This is a genomic window from Aeromonas sp. 1805, from assembly GCF_013085525.1.
Taxonomy (GTDB): domain Bacteria; phylum Pseudomonadota; class Gammaproteobacteria; order Enterobacterales; family Aeromonadaceae; genus Aeromonas; species Aeromonas hydrophila.
The window spans coordinates 4,605,013-4,620,804 of sequence record NZ_CP038515.1; the positions used below are offsets into that span (position 1 = coordinate 4,605,013).

The window sequence follows — 15,792 nt, forward strand, 5'->3', positions numbered from 1 at the left end:
AACGGGCACCTGCGGGTGCCCGTTTTTTTTACAAGTCTGTGATGCTGGCCACTCAGTTGCTGGCACTCGCTCCCTGCCACCCTTCTGGGTACTTGTAGCCGACGAAGCGCTTGGCGGCATAGGTCTTGAAGGCGGCCGAGTTGTAAGCCGCTGCCACATCTTTGGCAAAGGGCTTGTCCGCATCGGCACTTTTTACCACCACCCAGTTGATGAAGTTGTAGCTGCGCTCAAGGAACAGCCCGGAGCTGAAGGGAATGCCGCTTGAGGCGGCAAAGTTGCCGTTGATGACCGAGAAGTCCACGTCTTCGCGCGAGCGGGGCAGTTGGGCCGCCTCCAGCAGTACCAGCTTGAGGTTGTGCGGGTTTTCCACCACGTCGAACTCGCTCGCCTTGAGCGGGTTGATCCCCTCCTTCAGGGTCAACCAGCCCAGATCCTGCAGCATCAGCAGCGCCCGCGCCTGATTGGTGGGGTCGTTCGGAATGGCCACCGTGCTCCCCTCCTTCACCGCCTTCAGATCTCCCAGCTTGCCGGCATAGAGGCCCATGGGGCCGGTCGGTACCTGGGTGATGGGGGCGAGCGACAGCCCCCGATCCTTGGCAAAGCTCTCCAGATAGGGCTTGTGCTGGAAACAGTTCACATCGAGCGAGCCGTCGGCCAGCGCGATATTGGGGGTCACGTAGTCGGTGAACTCCACCAGTTTGACCTGATAACCCTTGGCTTCGAGCTGCGGCTTGATGGAGTCGGTCACCATGTCGGCAAAATCCCCCACCGTGGTGCCGATGACGATCTCCTGTTTGGCCGGATCGGCGGCCAGCGCGGCCAATGGCAGAGTACCGGCCAGCAGGGCCAGAGCGGAAAGGGCAAAGAAGGAACGACGCTGCATAAAAACTCCCTGTAAACATCTCAACGGCTGGCGCGATGGTAGAGTCGTGCTTGAACCACCACAACCATCTAGCCATCCAGACGGCTAGTTAAGCGCACCATAACAGAGCCGTTTCTCTTCGCCAAGCAACAAAACCGGGCAAGCTTATTTATAAAAAATCACGGCCTTTGATATAAGGACTCAATGAGGCTGAGCACCATCGGCTACCCATTTCATTCCCTAGCAAGGAGCCCATCATGCTGACCACCACGAACACCGGCCTGCTGGTCGTCGATATTCAGGGCAAACTGGCCCGTCTGGTCGAGGGGAGCGACGCCCTGATCGCCAACACCGCCAGACTGGTGGCGGGGGCCAGACTGCTGGGCCTGCCGGTTGTCTGGCTGGAGCAGAACCCGGACAAGCTCGGGGCCACCGTGCCCGAGCTGCAGTTGATCCAGGCAGGCGATCTTGTGCTGCCCAAGCACAGCTTCGGCGCCCTGGGGGAACCGGCGCTGGCCGACGCCCTCGCCCGCCAGGGCGTCAGCCACTGGCTGGTGTGCGGCATCGAGGCCCATATTTGCGTCTACCAGACGGTGCAGGGACTGCTGGACGCGGGCAGCCAGGTGTCGCTGGTGGTGGATGCGGTGTCGTCGCGCAGCGCCGCCAACCGGGAGCTCGCCATCCACAAGCTGGCGGCGCACGGGGCCGAACTCACCTCGGTGGAGATGTGCCTTTACGAACTGCTGGGCGATTGCCGCCATCCGGCGTTTCGCGCCATTCTGGCGCTGATCAAATAGCCTCCCCCTGCCGACCAGCGACTTCATCCGACACGGCGCCATTGGCGCCGTGTGGCTTGCCTGCACTGACCCTCACTCTGCTTTCGATCTCGGCGGCCCCCCGCCAGCACGGGGCGCCTCCCATTTCACGCCGCTCCGCACACCCCTTTCGCACCGGCATCCTCACCAAACGTTAATGAACAGTTACTAATAGGTTGATCTACAAAGATAAATATCAACACCGGCCAGCTGAGAAAAGTTCTCAATACACCACATAAAAGGATTCACAGGAACCCCCACATGGTCTGTAAAATATTTGTTGTGGGATTTTTTTGAGCCTTATCTCAGAATCAAAACGAGTGCTTTTTGACTCTGTTTTTCCCGTGTATAGATGCCAGTCGCACCCAGGACGGTGCGATATAAGATGGAGTTTATTAATGAGAAAAACATCGTTAGCGTTGGCAATCTCGGCCCTGCTCTCGGCCCTGCCCATCGCTTCAGTTCAGGCGAGTGAGAGTTGCACCCCATTGACCGGCAAGGAAGCCGGCCTCGATACCGGCCGCAGCAGTGCAGCGCGCTGCCTGCCCGGCATCAACCCGCTGCAGGATCAGCAGTGGCACCTGCTCAACAGCGGCCAGAATGCCTTCAGCCCCCGCGGCGGCGTGGCAGGCAACGACCTCAACCTCTGGTGGGCACACCGTACCGGCGTGCAGGGTCAGGGCATCAACGTGGCCGTGGTGGATGACGGCCTGGCCATCGCCCACCCGGACTTGGCCGACAATGTGCGCCCCGGCTCGAAGAACGTGGTCACCGGCAGCAGCGACCCCACCCCGACCGATCCGGACAGTGCTCACGGCACCTCGGTCTCTGGCCTGATCGGGGCGGTCGACAACGGCATCGGCACCCTTGGGGTGGCCCCCCGCGTCCAGCTGCAGGGGTTCAACCTGCTGGATGAGCGCAGCAAGCAGCTGCAGAAAGACTGGATCTATGCGCTGGGCGGCAGCACCGCCACCGCCGACAACCGGGTCTTCAACCAGAGCTACGGCATGAGCCTGGTGGATCCGCAAAGCGCCAGCGGGCTGGATCAGGTTCAGCTCGATCGCCTGTTCGAGCAGCAGACCCAGCAGGCGCAGGGCGCGGCCTACATCAAGGCGGCAGGCAACGGCTTCAACCGCATCGCCGCAGGCGACTACATGTTCAGCCGCACCGGCGCCCTGCCCAAGCTGCCGTTCGAGAACAGCAACATAGACCCCTCCAACAGCAACTTCTGGAACCTGGTGGTGAGCGCCATCAACGCCGACGGAGTGCGTTCTTCCTACTCCAGCGTCGGCAGCAACGTCTTCCTGAGCGCCCCCGGCGGGGAGTACGGCACCGATGCGCCGGCCATGGTGACCACGGATCTGCCCGGCTGCGACATGGGCTACAACCGCACCGACGATCCCAGCACCAACCGGCTGCACAACAACCCGCAGCTGGATGCCACCTGCGACTACAACGGCGTGATGAACGGCACCTCGTCGGCTACCCCCAACACCTCGGGCGCCATGGCGCTGCTGATGTCCGCCTATCCGGATCTGTCGGTGCGGGATCTGCGCGATCTGCTGGCCCGCAACGCCACCCGCATCGATGCCGGCCAGCAGCCGGTTCAGGTCAGCTATACCGCCGCCAACGGTCAACCCCGCCAGGTCACCGGCCTGGAAGGGTGGGAGCGCAACGCCGCCGGCCTCTGGTACAGCCCCACCTACGGCTTTGGTCTCATCGACGTGAACAAGACCCTGACGGCCGCCGCCAACCACACCCCGCTGCCGCCGCTGGTGCAGTTGCCGGCTCAGAAGGTCACGGTACCGCGCAGTGAAGGGAGCATCGCGGATGTGGGCAGCAGTGCCACCCGCTCCAGCACCCAGGTGGCGCAGGCCTTGACCGTGGAAGCAGTCCAGGTCACCGTGAGCCTGGATCATCAGCGCCTGCCCGACCTGCTGATCGAGCTGGTCTCCCCGTCCGGCACCCGCAGCGTGCTGCTCAACCCCAACAACAGCCTGGTGGGGCAATCCCTCGACCGGCAGCAGCTGGGTTACGTGCGCACCAAGGGGCTGCGCGACATGCGCATGCTCTCCCACAAGTTCTATGGCGAAGCGGCCCAGGGCGAGTGGCGACTGGAGGTGACCGATGTCTCCAACAGCAGCCGCCAGCTGACGCTGGTTGACCTCAACACCAACCGCCGCAGCACCCTGACCGAGCGCAACAACAGCCAGCCGGGTCAACTGCTCAACTGGTCCCTGCGGGTGATCGGCCACGATGCCGCCCGCTCATGATCACAAGGAGTCACAAGATGAAACACAGCTTACTCGGCCTGGCCCTGGCCGGCCTCCTGGCTTCGGCCGGCGTGCACGCCGCCGATGAATCGGTGGTGATCGACGGCAAGCAGTACCGCACCATCGAGGTGAACGGTCAGACCTACCTCACCCCGGACAACGGCAGCAAGCAGCGGGTCGCCCGCAGCGCAGACGGCAAGGCGCCCCGGCAAACCCTGCGCAGCGGCGACGTGCTGCTGCAAGGGGTGGCCAGCCCGCAGCTCACCGCCAGCGGCACCCTGCTGGTGGAAGCCGATGACAACCAGGCCAGCGCGCTGGCCAGCCGTCACGGCCTGCGCTTCAAGCAGAGCAGCGGTGGCATCGCCCTGCTGGAAGCCAAGCCGGGCACCGATCTGAACGCCGTCGCCACGGCGCTCAAGCAGGAGGGGGTCAAGGTGCAGATTGAACTCGCCGGGGCCCTCAAACAGCCCAAGTGAGCCGTCCCGGGCCCTTGCCCGGGCATATCAGCTGATCTTCGAGGGGGCCGCCGGCCCCCTCGCGTGTTGCTCACAGCCATCCTCATTGGCCATCAGGCCACCCGTTTTCCCAATCTCCCCTGCCCTTCTCTCCTCTTGTCACCTTCCACCCTTGGTTTAACTGCCTTTCGATGCGACCTTGCTCACAACTCGGCCCCCTTGCTCCCGCCGGCACATTTCTCGCTCCCCCGGGGCAAGGCGGCCCTCGCCCGGCTTGTTAACCTGCCTGCAGCCAAACGCCGGTCCACGGGCCCGTTCGGCCTTCCTTGCGATATCCAATGGCAGCCGCCAGCAGAGCGGCCCAGCCCGGGCGGATGCCTTCCACCCGGTGTCGATATCTCCTTTTTATTTTTATTCAGACAGTTACGAGGACGTCTTCATGCCTATCACCACAAAATTGAAAGCGGTTTCACTGGGTGTCAGCCTGGCACTGGCCGGCCTGCTGGTCGGTTGCAACCAGAATGACTCGGATCCCCTAGTCAAGGACGATGCCTATTACCGCGGCCAGGCCGAAGCCATGGTGGCCAAGCTGACCCTCGGCGAGAAGCTGGATCTGCTCTCCGGCCCCGGTTACGGCAGTGCCAACGGCGCCATCAACGTCAAGCAGGACGTGCCCGGCGTGGCGGGTTACATCAACGGAGTGCTGCGCAGCGCGGACGGCATCGACATTCCGGCCCTCAAACTGGCGGACGGGCCGGCCGGGGTGCGGATCAACGCCAACCGCGACGGTGACAGCGCCAGCTACTACGCCACCGCCTGGCCCATCGGCTCGCTGCTCGCCTCCAGCTGGGACGTCAAGCTGGTCAAGGCCGTCGGCGAAGCCATGGGGGACGAGGTACGCCAGTACGGGGTCGACATCCTGCTGGCCCCGGGCATGAACATCCAGCGCAACCCGCTCAATGGCCGCAACTTCGAGTACTACTCGGAAGACCCCCTGCTCACCGGCAAAATCGGCGCCGCCATGGTCAACGGGGTGGAGAGCAACGGGGTAGGCACCACCATCAAGCACTACTTCGGCAACAACTCCGAGACCAACCGCAACCAGATCAACGACATCGGCGAACCGAGAACCTTCCGCGAGATCTACCTGCGCGGCTTCCAGATAGCGGTGGACGAGGCCCAGCCCTGGGCGGTGATGACCTCCTACAACAAGGTCAACGGCACCTATGTCAACGAGCGCAGGGATGCGGTGACCGACCTGCTGCGCGGCGAGTGGAAGTTCGACGGCCTGGTGATGTCCGACTGGTTTGCTGGCGACGTGGCCAACAACGCCTACAAGCAGGTGCTGGCGGGGCAGGATTTGATCGAGCCGGGCAACGTCAAGGAGCAGTTGCAGCAATCCATCGAGCACGGCGATCTCGACGAGGCCAAGGTGAACGAGGCCGCCATCCACATCCTGACCCAGGTGATGAAGAGCCCCTCCTATAACCAGCTGGCCATCAGCAACAGCCCGGATCTGACCGCCCACGCCAAACTGGCCCGTCAGGCCGGCGCCGAGAGCATGGTGCTGCTGCGCAACGACGCCGCGGCCTTGCCGCTTTCGGCAAGCAGCACCCTGGCCAGTTTTGGCATCAACCAGATCAACACCTACAAGGGTGGCACCGGCAGCGGGGATGTGAACGCCGCCAGCACCACCACCATCGCGCAGGGACTGGCGGCACGCTTCCCGGTCAACGAGGCGTTGCAAAGCTATTACCGCGATTTTTACGAGAACAACAAGGTCTATCACGAGGGGCAATTTGGCGCCAAGGGCTACTACACCTGCGCCGAGGCGCCAATCAGCGGCGATCTGGCGGCCCTGATCGCCAATGCGGCCACCACCCAGCAAGCCGCCGTCATCAGCATCGGCCGCCAGGCCGGGGAAGGGGCGGATCGCAGCAGCGGCAAGGGGGACTATCTGCTCGGTGATGACGAGCGCGCCCTCATCGACGCGGTGAGCAGCGCCTTCCACGCCCAGGGCAAGAAGGTGGTGGTGGTGCTCAACGTCAACGGCGTCATCGACACCGCCCAGTGGAGCGACAAGGTGGATGGCATCCTGCTGGCCTACATGGCTGGCCAGGAGACCGGCCACGCGGTGGCGGACGTGCTCTCCGGTGCGGTCAACCCGAGCGGCAAGCTGGCCCAGAGCTTCCCGCACAGCTACGCCAGCGTACCCTCCGCCGGCACCTTCCCGGGCGAGGACACCGACGGGGACGGCGAACCGGACGATCTCTACTACAACGAGGGGATCTACGTGGGCTACCGCTACTACAGCACCTTCGAGCAGGCGGTCTCCTACCCGTTCGGCTTCGGTCTCTCCTACACCAGCTTCAGCTACACCAGCCCCGCCATCGCCAGCAATACCCTGGAGGGTGGCAGCGCCGGCAACCTGGTGCTGACCGCCACCATCACCAACACCGGTGCCGTGGCAGGCAAGGAGGCGGCCCAGGTCTATGTGACCGCCCCCGAGGTCAAGCTGAAGAAACCGCTCATCGAGCTCAAGGCCTTTGCCAAGACGGAGCAGCTGGCACCGGGGGCCAGCGAACAGCTGAGCTTCACCATTCCGGCCAGCATCCTCGCCAGCTTCGATGAGGCCAGCAACCAGTGGATCGTGGAGCCGGGTCGCTACAGCGCCTACATCAGCCCCTCGTCGGACGTCTCCGCCAGCACGCCGGTCAGCTTCACGGTGAGCAAGGAGATCGTGGTGAGCAACACCACGCCAGGGGCACTGGCACTGCCGGCCGGGGTGGATCCCGCCAGCGTCACCACAATCACCCGCTAACAGAGGCAGGCACGGCCGGGCACCCAGCCCGGCCGTGCCTGACAATTGCCTAGCAATGACCCGACCACGGGACCGGCCTTGCGCCGGTCCCGTTCTTATTGGCGGGCGTTGCGATAGGCCAGCGGCGTCATCCTGGTGTTGGCCTTGAAGAAACGGTTGAAGGCGCTCTGGGACGAAAAACCGACCCGATCGCTGATGTTCTGCAGCGGTTGCTCCCCCTCCCCCAGCAAGCGGCAGGCTTCGCTCACCCTCGCTTCCCTCAGCAGGGTCGAGAAACTGCTCCCCTCCCCCTGCAATTTGCGATTCAGGGTCCAGCGGCTGACGTTCATGGCCGCGCACACCTCCTTGAGCAGGCTCTCGTCGCTCTCCAGCTCCCCTTCCCGGATCTTGTGGCGGATCCGCTCCCCCACCAGATAGGCAAAGGGGGCCCGCTCGGCGATGTCGGCACAGATCTGTGCCAGCTGGGCCAGTTGCAGATGACCCAGCGGCTCGTTGTAGCAGTGGCTGGGACAGTCGAGTTGGGCGTTGTCGATGGTCAGGGTGTTTTCCCCCTGCTCCCAGCGGCAGCGGGTGGCGAAGAAGTGATCCAGTAGCTGATGGCGCGGTGGCGGCCGCCCCGTGAAGCCCACCGAGACTCGGGGATCCGCCAGATAGACCCGCAAAATCCGGTAGAGCATGATGAAGTTGGGGATGGCTTGACTCGCCCCCAGGCTGGCAGGCCCCTGATTGACATACAGGTATTGGCTGGCCTGCGCCCCCCGCCGTACCCGCAGCTCGTCACAACTGCCGATGATGGGGCGATAGGCCAGCAGCACCTCGAGCGCCGCCCGCGGCGAGGGCTGGTTCAGGCACAGGCTGATGAGGGGCGGATAGTGCTGGTAGAGCTGGCCGATGTCGTAGGAGAGGATGGTTTCGTGAAAACTGGCCAGATAGGGCTGCATCAGTTGCAGCATCCGGTAGTGGCTGTGGGCGGGCAGCCGGCCCTGTTCTCGCTCGATGTCGAACGACGTGAGGCCGCCCGCCATCAGAATGGCATCGGGATCGCCCCCCTGCTGCTGGCAGGCTCCCAGCATTCGTCTGATCACCTGGTTTGATACGCTCTGTGACATCTGCCGTCCTGGCCTCCGTGCTGACAGGAAACTGCTCGTGATCCCCCGGCCCGCCACTGACGGCGGGCCTGCCACCCCGTGCAGCGGGCTGGCGCGACCATTATGGGGCGGTTGCAAAGCGAGCAGATGTAACGGAGTGTAAAAGCACGCGCCAGCGCGCCATTTTGGGCACATCTGGCCACCATATCGGACCAGTTGCGTCAGGTTCGGCCATGAAAAATGGCGCCCGTGGGCGCCATTTTGATGGGAGGCTGTGCAGCCGGCGTCAGCTCGCCTTGTGCTGCTCGGCCAGATAGAGCCAGGTGTCGACCACGGTATCCGGGTTGAGGGACACCGAGTCGATGCCCTGCTCGACCAGCCAGGCGGCGAAGTCCGGGTGATCGGACGGCCCCTGGCCGCAGATCCCCACGTACTTGCCCGCCTTGCGGGCGGCGGCAATGGCCATCGCCAGCAGCGCCTTGACCGCCTCGTTGCGCTCGTCGAACAGGTGGGCGATAAGCCCCGAGTCCCTATCAAGTCCGAGCGTGAGCTGGGTCATGTCGTTGGAGCCGATGGAGAAGCCGTCCACGTGCTCGAGGAACTTGTCTGCCAGGAGGGCGTTGCTCGGAATCTCGCACATCATGATCACCTTGAGCCCCCGCTCGCCACGGCGCAGACCGTTCTCGGCCAGGATGTCGATCACCTGCTCCGCCTCGCCCACGGTGCGCACGAAGGGGATCATCACCTCGACGTTGGTCAGCCCCATGACATCGCGCACCCGCTTGATCGCCTCGCACTCGAGGGCAAAACAGGGGCGGAAGCTGTCGGCGATGTAGCGCGACGCACCACGAAAACCGATCATCGGGTTCTCTTCATGAGGCTCGTAGTCACGGCCGCCCACCAGGTTGGCGTACTCGTTGGACTTGAAGTCCGACATCCGCACGATCACCCGCTCCGGCCAGAAGGCGGCGGCCAGGGTGGCAATGCCCTCGGTCAGCTTGGCGACGTAGAACTCACGCGGGCTCTCGTAGCCGGCGATCATCTTGCCGATGGTGGCCTTGAGCTCGGGGCTCTGGCTGTCGAACTCCAGCAGCGCCTTGGGGTGTACCCCGATCATCCGGTTGATGATGAACTCGAGGCGGGCCAGCCCGACACCGGCATTGGGCAGCTGGGCGAAGTCGAATGCCCTGTCCGGGTTGCCGACGTTCATCATGATCTTGATGGGCAGGCGCGGCATATTGCCCACCTCGGTCACTGCCACATCGAAGTCCAGCTCGCCGTCATAGATAAAACCGGTATCCCCTTCCGCGCAGGAGACGGTAATGAGCTGGCCCGGTTCAATGCGCTTGGTGGCATCACCACAACCCACCACCGCCGGAATGCCCAATTCGCGAGCGATGATGGCGGCGTGACAAGTGCGCCCGCCCCGGTTGGTGACGATGGCGGAGGCCCGCTTCATGATGGGCTCCCAGTCCGGGTCGGTCATGTCAGTGACCAGCACGTCGCCGGGCTGCACTTCGTCCATCTGGCTGATGGAGGAGATGACCCGCGCCGGGCCCGCGCCGATCTTGTGGCCGATGGCGCGCCCCTCGATCAGCACCTTGCCCGCTTGCTTGAGGGCGAAGCGCTCGAGGGTGTTGGCCTCCTGGCGGCTGCGCACGGTTTCCGGGCGAGCCTGGACGATGTAGAGCTTGCCATCCTGCCCGTCCTTGGCCCACTCGATGTCCATCGGGCGGCCATAGTGCTGCTCGATGATGAGAGCCTGCTTGGCCAGCTCCATCACTTCGGCATCCGTGATGCAGAAACGGCTGCGCTCGGCCTCATGGGTGTCGACGATCTGCACCTGGCGGCCGTGGCTGGCATCGCCGGAATAGGTCATCTTGATGAGCTTGGAGCCCAGTGTCTTGCGTACCACCGCCGGGCGTCCTGCCTTGAGGGTTGGCTTGTGCACGTAGAACTCGTCGGGGTTGACCGCGCCCTGCACCACCATCTCGCCAAGGCCTTGAGCGCCGGTGATGAACACCACGTCGTTGAAACCCGACTCGGTATCCAGGGTGAACATGACGCCGGAGGCGGCGAGATCCGAGCGCACCATGCGCTGGATCCCGGCCGACAGGGCGACCCCCTTGTGGTCATAGCCCTGATGCACCCGATAGGAGATGGCGCGATCGTTGAACAGTGAAGCAAACACATGCTTGACGGCAATCATGACGGCGTCGATGCCGCGCACGTTGAGGAAGGTTTCCTGCTGGCCGGCAAAGGAGGCGTCCGGCATGTCCTCGGCAGTGGCGGAGGAGCGCACCGCAAAGGACGCGTCAAGCCCACCGCTGAGCTTGTCGTAGGCAACCCGGATCGCCTGTTCCAGCGCGCTCTGGAACGGGGCTTCGATCACCCAGTCACGGATCTGCTGGCCGGCCCGGTTGAGGGCGGCGATGTCGTCCACATCCAGGCTGTCGAGCAGATCGTGGATCTTGCCGTTGAGGCCGCTTGACTCCAGAAACTCGTTAAACGCAAAGGCGGTGGTGGCAAACCCGCCCGGCACCGACACTCCGGCACCAGAGAGGTTGCTGATCATCTCGCCAAGGGATGCATTTTTGCCGCCAACTCGTTCTACATCCTGCATTCCGAGTTGCTCGTACCAGAGTACGTACTGTTGCACTTGCATGTCTCCAGGTTGGTGGGCACTGTGCCGCCATGGCACCTTGTGCGCCAGTTTATGTGCGTTATTGTCTGTTTCTACTGTTGCCAACGACCATGAAAACGTTTTCTACTTATTGTCAAAAAAATCCCCGAGCAAGATTTGGGGATGGTCGAATGACACAGACATTCTACAATGCCAACACAAAAAGGTAACGACTCAGGTTTGCAAGCCACTTCACAACTTGGGCACGGCAGACCGGTTGACAAAAACGATATGGTTTCGAGAGATACTTCTTGCTTGCCAGCTCGCCGACCCCCTCACAGGAGCCTCCAGTGCACACCGTATTCTATGTTTCAGACGGCACCGCCATCACCGCCGAAGTGTTCGGCCACGCCGTGTTGAGCCAGTTTCCGCTGGCCTTCGAGCAGATCACCATCCCCTTTGTCGAAACCCTGGAGAAGGCGCGCCAGGTACGGATGCGCATCGACGAGCAGTTCCGCCAGACCGGGGTACGCCCCATTTTGTTCCACACCATCGTCGATCATCAGGTGCGCGAGGAGGTGCTCAAGGCCCAGGCCAGCAGCCACGACTTTCTCAACACCTTCGTCAGCCCGCTGGAACACGAGCTTGGGGTGAAGGCCGAACCCAGGCTGCACCGCACCCACGGCATGGAGAACCGCAAGCTCTATGACGACCGCATCGAGGCGGTCAACTTCGCGCTGGCCAACGACGATGGCATCACCACCAAGGAGTATGAGGAGGCCGACATCATCCTGATCGGGGTCTCCCGCTGCGGCAAGACGCCGACCAGCCTCTATCTGGCGCTGCAGTTCGGCATTCGCGCCGCCAACTACCCCTTCATCGAACAGGACATGGGAGTTCTGGATCTGCCAGCCGCCCTCAAGGCCAATCGCCACAAGCTGTTCGGCCTCACCATCGCCCCCCAGCGGCTGCACGAGATCCGCAACCAGCGCCGCGCCAACAGTCGCTACTCCTCGCTGGAGCAGTGCGAACAGGAGCTGGCCTGCGTCGAGCGGCTGTTTCGCCAGGATGCGATCCGCTTCCTCGACACCAGTTCCCACTCGGTGGAGGAGATCAGCGCCAAGATCCTCGAGGCTACCGGCCTGCGCCGTCAGCTTTATTGAGAAGCCTGCCCACCGGCAAGCTGACGACACGGCAAACGCCAATAAAAAAGCGCCGGATACAACCGTATCCGGCGCTTGTCGACTGGACCTCAGCGGGGCTGGGAGCCCGGGCGGTTCAGCTCTCTGTTGTTCATCAGCATGGCGTAAAAGTTGAGCACACCGTGACGCCGGCGTACCCGCTCGGTCAGCCAGAGAGCCGGCAGCAGGCCGATGGCACCGGCGATCAACAAGACCGTTCGCAAGTGCATCACCAGATAATCATCACCCTGTACGGCCCACACCAGCAGACACCCCGCCGCCATGGTCAGCAGCAGGGGCGAAAGCCACACGGTGAGCCACAGCGCGACGGCCAGCAAACTGCCAATAATACGTTGCATGAAGTGCATCCTTGTTGCAAAGGAGGCTTCATAAAACAGGAATTGCCGATAGTGTCAACCAAACCGCGCCCAACTGCTCATAATACGACCAAACACTTCCCTACCAGCTTCACCGCTCCCTAAAAACCTGCCTTTCGCCGAAAAAACCAGCGAATGATGAGGAAAACAGGTGCATCCGCGATGGATTATCACTATTCTGCTTCCGTTGGTAGTCGCCATAAAAAACAGAAAGCGACTCACTGTAACGAAATAAATACGGATTTCGTCACGTTTCAGGCACGCTTTGCCGTGCACGGTCACATGGAGTGACCCGACGGACGAGATGACAGACGAATGACTTCAGAAGACGTAAGGAAGGAAGAATGGATCTTCAACAAAACGGCGAGGAGCTGAAACGCGGTTTGAAAAACCGCCATATCCAGCTCATCGCACTGGGCGGCGCCATCGGCACCGGCCTGTTTCTCGGCATTGCCCAGACCATCAAGATGGCGGGCCCCTCCGTGCTGCTTGGCTATGCCATCGGTGGTTTTATCGCCTTCCTGATCATGCGCCAGCTGGGCGAGATGGTGGTGGAAGAGCCGGTAGCCGGCTCCTTCAGCCACTTCGCCTACAAATACTGGGGTGACTTCGCCGGCTTTGCCTCCGGCTGGAACTACTGGGTGCTCTACGTGCTGGTGAGCATGGCCGAGCTGACCGCGGTGGGCATTTATGTCCAGTACTGGTGGCCCGAGATCCCGACCTGGATGTCGGCGGCCTTCTTCTTCGTGCTGATCAACGCCATCAACCTCTCCAACGTCAAGGCGTTTGGCGAAATGGAGTTTTGGTTCGCCATCATCAAGGTGGTGGCCATCATCGGCATGATCGGCTTCGGCGGCTATCTGCTGGCCAGCGGCAACGGCGGCCCGGACGCCAGCGTCAGCAACCTGTGGGCTCAGGGCGGCTTCTTCCCCAACGGCATCAGCGGTCTGGTGATGGCGATGGCGGTGATCATGTTCTCGTTCGGCGGGCTCGAGCTGGTCGGCATCACGGCTGCCGAAGCCGACGATCCCGAGAAGAGCATCCCCAAGGCCACCAATCAGGTGATCTACCGGATCCTCATCTTCTACATCGGCGCCCTGGCCGTGCTGATGTCCCTCTACCCCTGGGGCAAGGTGGTAGAAGGTGGCAGTCCCTTCGTCATGATCTTCCACGCACTGGACAGCAATCTGGTGGCCACCGTGCTCAATATGGTGGTACTGACCGCGGCCCTGTCGGTTTACAACAGCTGTGTCTACTGCAACAGCCGCATGCTGTTTGGTCTGGCCAAGCAGGGCAACGGCCCGCGCAGCCTGCTCAAGACCAACAAGAGCGGGGTGCCGGTGGTGGCCATCTCCGTCTCCGCCGCAGCAACCCTGCTGTGCGTACTCATCAACTACCTGATGCCGGGCAAGGCGTTCGAGCTGTTGATGGCGCTGGTGGTTTCCGCCCTGGTCATCAACTGGGCCATGATAAGCTTGGCGCACCTGAAGTTTCGCAAGAGCAAGCAGGCCGAAGGCGTGGTTCCCAAGTTCAAGGCGTTCTGGTACCCGTTCGGCAATTACCTCTGCCTCGCCTTCATGGCCGGCATCCTGGTCATCATGTACCTGACCCCGGGCATCCAGATCTCGGTACTGCTCATCCCGGTCTGGATCATCGTGCTGGCCATCGGCTATCAGTTCAAGCAGAAGCGCAAGGCGAGCGTCGCGGCCAACCTGGGCTGATGGCATCAACCTCATCGCCCCTCAAAAGCCGGTCACTGACCGGCTTTTTTCTACCCGGATGTGACCCCTGATGGCTGGCACCGCCCGCCTCCCCTCTCCAGTCCACCATGACCCTGTGAGCACGCGCTCAGCAAGCCCCCATCGCCAGCCTTCTCTCTCTGGCAAGCATCCGTGCTCGTCTAAAAACAACAAGCCCGAGACAGAGATCTCGGGCTTGTTGCAATAAGGCTGGTCGAAAACCTGCGGGATTATTCCAGCAGGAAGACGGCTTCCACGTTGTCCGTGATGGTGATCTGCTGCTGTTGGTAGCTGTTTTCCATCATTTCGGCGGCAGGTGCCATGGCGGCAGCCTTGAGGGCCCGGCTGTAGATCGGCATGGGGCTATTGTTGCGGTACTCGACGCTGTAAACCTTGCCGAGTTTCATGCCAAACGCCTTGGCCAGAGACTCAGCCTTGGTTTTGGCATCTTCAACCGCTCCGAGGCGCGCCTGCTCCTTGATGGTTTGCGGCGCCTTGAGCCCGTACTCAATCTGGGACACGGATTCCAGCCCGGCCTTGAGTGCGGTGTCCATCAGCTCGCTCAGCTTGTCGAGTTGATAGAGTTTGACCGCAAGCTGGCGCTGGGCACGGTAGCCCACCAGTTCCGGTTTCTTGTTCTGCGGATACTGGTATTCCGGAGAGATCACCAGATTGCCCGCCTCCACGTCGCTGCGCTTGATGCCCAGCCCTTCCAGCTGACCAAAGAAGGCGGCAACCTTGCCATCCACCTGCTGCTTGGCCTTGATGCCCTGCTTTTCCAGCGCCGTTACGGAGACATTCAGCGTCAGCATGTCGGGCTCGGCTTTTTGCTCGGCATAACCGCCCACCACCAGATGGGGGGCTTGCGGCACTTCAAGGGCAAACAGGGGTGCACTGATAACCAGGGCAGACAGGGTAAGCAGGGGACGCCACATAAAAAAAGACCTCAATCTATTGGAGTGAGGTCATTATGCCCGTCGTCGAATGGGATTCATATATCGTGCAACGGCGGGATCTGATCCAGCACCTGATTGGTCATATCGATATTGATGCTGATCTCGCCACCCGGCAGCCCCTGATGAGCAGCAGCTAATGGTGTGGCGCCGCGGGAACCCAGCAGCACATCATCATCAAAATGGAAGGAGTCCCACGACAGAACATGTCCGGCCAGCGGAGCTACCGGCTCCGTCATCGTGGTGGTCACCAGAGGGGCACAGTCGATGTTGTCGGAGTGGCCGAGCAGATCCTGCAGGCACACATCGCTCAAACTCTGCAACGTATACTCCTGCTGCCCCTGTTCATGACCGACCAGCACCATCATGTGGGGTGGCGCTGCATCGACGGCTGGCGTGAATGAGATAGTGGCCGCCGCAAAGTCCACATTCAGTGAACCAGCAACCTCGCCATCATCGCTCTCCAGATCCAGCGCATCAATCCGATCACCCGCCATCGTGGCATGATAGCCAAACTGGCCGGTGCAGGTAATGCTGCCCTGCCCGTCCCAGCTATAGCGAATGCCATCGATATCGACCCAATTAAATGACTGCATGGTGACCCT

General features: G+C 62.1%; 12 protein-coding genes. 6 read left to right on the forward strand and 6 right to left on the reverse strand.

The genetic code is table 11. The features are described from left to right. Positions 1 to 52: 52 nt before the first annotated feature. Complete coding sequence (locus E5E96_RS21410; protein ID WP_171283104.1) at positions 53 to 883, reverse strand: MetQ/NlpA family ABC transporter substrate-binding protein; 831 nt, start codon at positions 881 to 883, stop codon at positions 53 to 55. Between the two features lie 236 nt (positions 884 to 1,119). On the opposite strand from E5E96_RS21410, the gene E5E96_RS21415 reads away from it, so the two are divergent. The 4 genes from E5E96_RS21415 to E5E96_RS21430 all read left to right on the forward strand — a co-directional run bounded on the left by E5E96_RS21415 (position 1,120) and on the right by E5E96_RS21430 (position 7,226). Then, positions 1,120 to 1,659 carry an isochorismatase family protein gene (locus E5E96_RS21415; protein WP_171283105.1) on the forward strand — a complete coding sequence of 180 codons (540 nt, stop codon included), beginning with the start codon at positions 1,120 to 1,122 and terminating at the stop codon, positions 1,657 to 1,659. A 416-nt stretch (positions 1,660 to 2,075) separates the two neighbouring features. Further along, a complete protein-coding gene (locus tag E5E96_RS21420; protein WP_171283106.1) occupies positions 2,076 to 3,950 on the forward strand; it encodes a S8 family serine peptidase in 1,875 nt (624 codons plus the stop codon). A gap of 17 nt (positions 3,951 to 3,967) precedes the next feature. Further along, positions 3,968 to 4,426: a hypothetical protein gene (locus E5E96_RS21425; protein WP_011706502.1), complete on the forward strand. Its 459-nt coding sequence runs from the start codon at positions 3,968 to 3,970 to the stop codon at positions 4,424 to 4,426. 418 nt (positions 4,427 to 4,844) lie between these two features. Beyond that, a complete protein-coding gene (locus E5E96_RS21430) occupies positions 4,845 to 7,226 on the forward strand; it encodes a glycoside hydrolase family 3 protein (RefSeq protein ID WP_043123919.1) in 2,382 nt (793 codons plus the stop codon). A 95-nt stretch (positions 7,227 to 7,321) separates the two neighbouring features. Here the strand turns inward: E5E96_RS21430 and E5E96_RS21435 are convergent, their stop codons facing one another. Together E5E96_RS21435 and ppsA are read right to left on the reverse strand one after the other, a co-directional pair. Further along, positions 7,322 to 8,299: an AraC family transcriptional regulator gene (locus E5E96_RS21435; RefSeq protein WP_162518474.1), complete on the reverse strand. Its 978-nt coding sequence runs from the start codon at positions 8,297 to 8,299 to the stop codon at positions 7,322 to 7,324. Between the two features lie 301 nt (positions 8,300 to 8,600). Then, positions 8,601 to 10,979: a phosphoenolpyruvate synthase gene (ppsA, locus tag E5E96_RS21440; protein WP_171283107.1), complete on the reverse strand. Its 2,379-nt coding sequence runs from the start codon at positions 10,977 to 10,979 to the stop codon at positions 8,601 to 8,603. Positions 10,980 to 11,287: 308 nt separating this feature from the next. On the opposite strand from ppsA, the gene E5E96_RS21445 reads away from it, so the two are divergent. After that, positions 11,288 to 12,100 (forward strand): pyruvate, water dikinase regulatory protein, encoded by an 813-nt coding sequence (locus E5E96_RS21445; protein WP_171283108.1) that lies wholly within the window; start codon positions 11,288 to 11,290, stop codon positions 12,098 to 12,100. A gap of 89 nt (positions 12,101 to 12,189) precedes the next feature. On the opposite strand, the gene E5E96_RS21450 is transcribed toward E5E96_RS21445, so the two are convergent. After that, positions 12,190 to 12,477, reverse strand: a complete 288-nt coding sequence (locus tag E5E96_RS21450; RefSeq protein ID WP_017407966.1) for a hypothetical protein — start codon at positions 12,475 to 12,477, stop codon at positions 12,190 to 12,192. 362 nt (positions 12,478 to 12,839) lie between these two features. Here E5E96_RS21450 and E5E96_RS21455 point away from each other — a divergent pair, with 362 nt between their 5' ends. After that, positions 12,840 to 14,216, forward strand: a complete 1,377-nt coding sequence (locus tag E5E96_RS21455) for an amino acid permease (protein WP_171283109.1) — start codon at positions 12,840 to 12,842, stop codon at positions 14,214 to 14,216. 248 nt (positions 14,217 to 14,464) lie between these two features. Here E5E96_RS21455 and E5E96_RS21460 read toward each other — a convergent pair whose 3' ends face one another. Next, entirely contained in the window at positions 14,465 to 15,169 is a 705-nt protein-coding gene (locus tag E5E96_RS21460) for an SIMPL domain-containing protein (RefSeq protein ID WP_171283110.1), read from the reverse strand. 56 nt (positions 15,170 to 15,225) lie between these two features. Next, on the reverse strand, positions 15,226 to 15,783 hold the full coding sequence (locus E5E96_RS21465; RefSeq protein WP_017407964.1) for a hypothetical protein: 558 nt from the start codon (positions 15,781 to 15,783) through the stop codon (positions 15,226 to 15,228). Positions 15,784 to 15,792 lie beyond the last annotated feature (9 nt).

Coding starts and splice junctions, on each gene's coding strand:
- E5E96_RS21410 (WP_171283104.1), bottom strand. CDS start 883: ATGCAGCGTCGTTCCTTCTTTGCCCTTTCCGCTCTGGCCCTGCTGGCC.
- E5E96_RS21415 (WP_171283105.1), top strand. CDS start 1,120: ATGCTGACCACCACGAACACCGGCCTGCTGGTCGTCGATATTCAGGGC.
- E5E96_RS21420 (WP_171283106.1), top strand. CDS start 2,076: ATGAGAAAAACATCGTTAGCGTTGGCAATCTCGGCCCTGCTCTCGGCC.
- E5E96_RS21425 (WP_011706502.1), top strand. CDS start 3,968: ATGAAACACAGCTTACTCGGCCTGGCCCTGGCCGGCCTCCTGGCTTCG.
- E5E96_RS21430 (WP_043123919.1), top strand. CDS start 4,845: ATGCCTATCACCACAAAATTGAAAGCGGTTTCACTGGGTGTCAGCCTG.
- E5E96_RS21435 (WP_162518474.1), bottom strand. CDS start 8,299: ATGCTGGGAGCCTGCCAGCAGCAGGGGGGCGATCCCGATGCCATTCTG.
- ppsA (WP_171283107.1), bottom strand. CDS start 10,979: ATGCAAGTGCAACAGTACGTACTCTGGTACGAGCAACTCGGAATGCAG.
- E5E96_RS21450 (WP_017407966.1), bottom strand. CDS start 12,477: ATGCAACGTATTATTGGCAGTTTGCTGGCCGTCGCGCTGTGGCTCACC.
- E5E96_RS21455 (WP_171283109.1), top strand. CDS start 12,840: ATGGATCTTCAACAAAACGGCGAGGAGCTGAAACGCGGTTTGAAAAAC.
- E5E96_RS21460 (WP_171283110.1), bottom strand. CDS start 15,169: ATGTGGCGTCCCCTGCTTACCCTGTCTGCCCTGGTTATCAGTGCACCC.
- E5E96_RS21465 (WP_017407964.1), bottom strand. CDS start 15,783: ATGCAGTCATTTAATTGGGTCGATATCGATGGCATTCGCTATAGCTGG.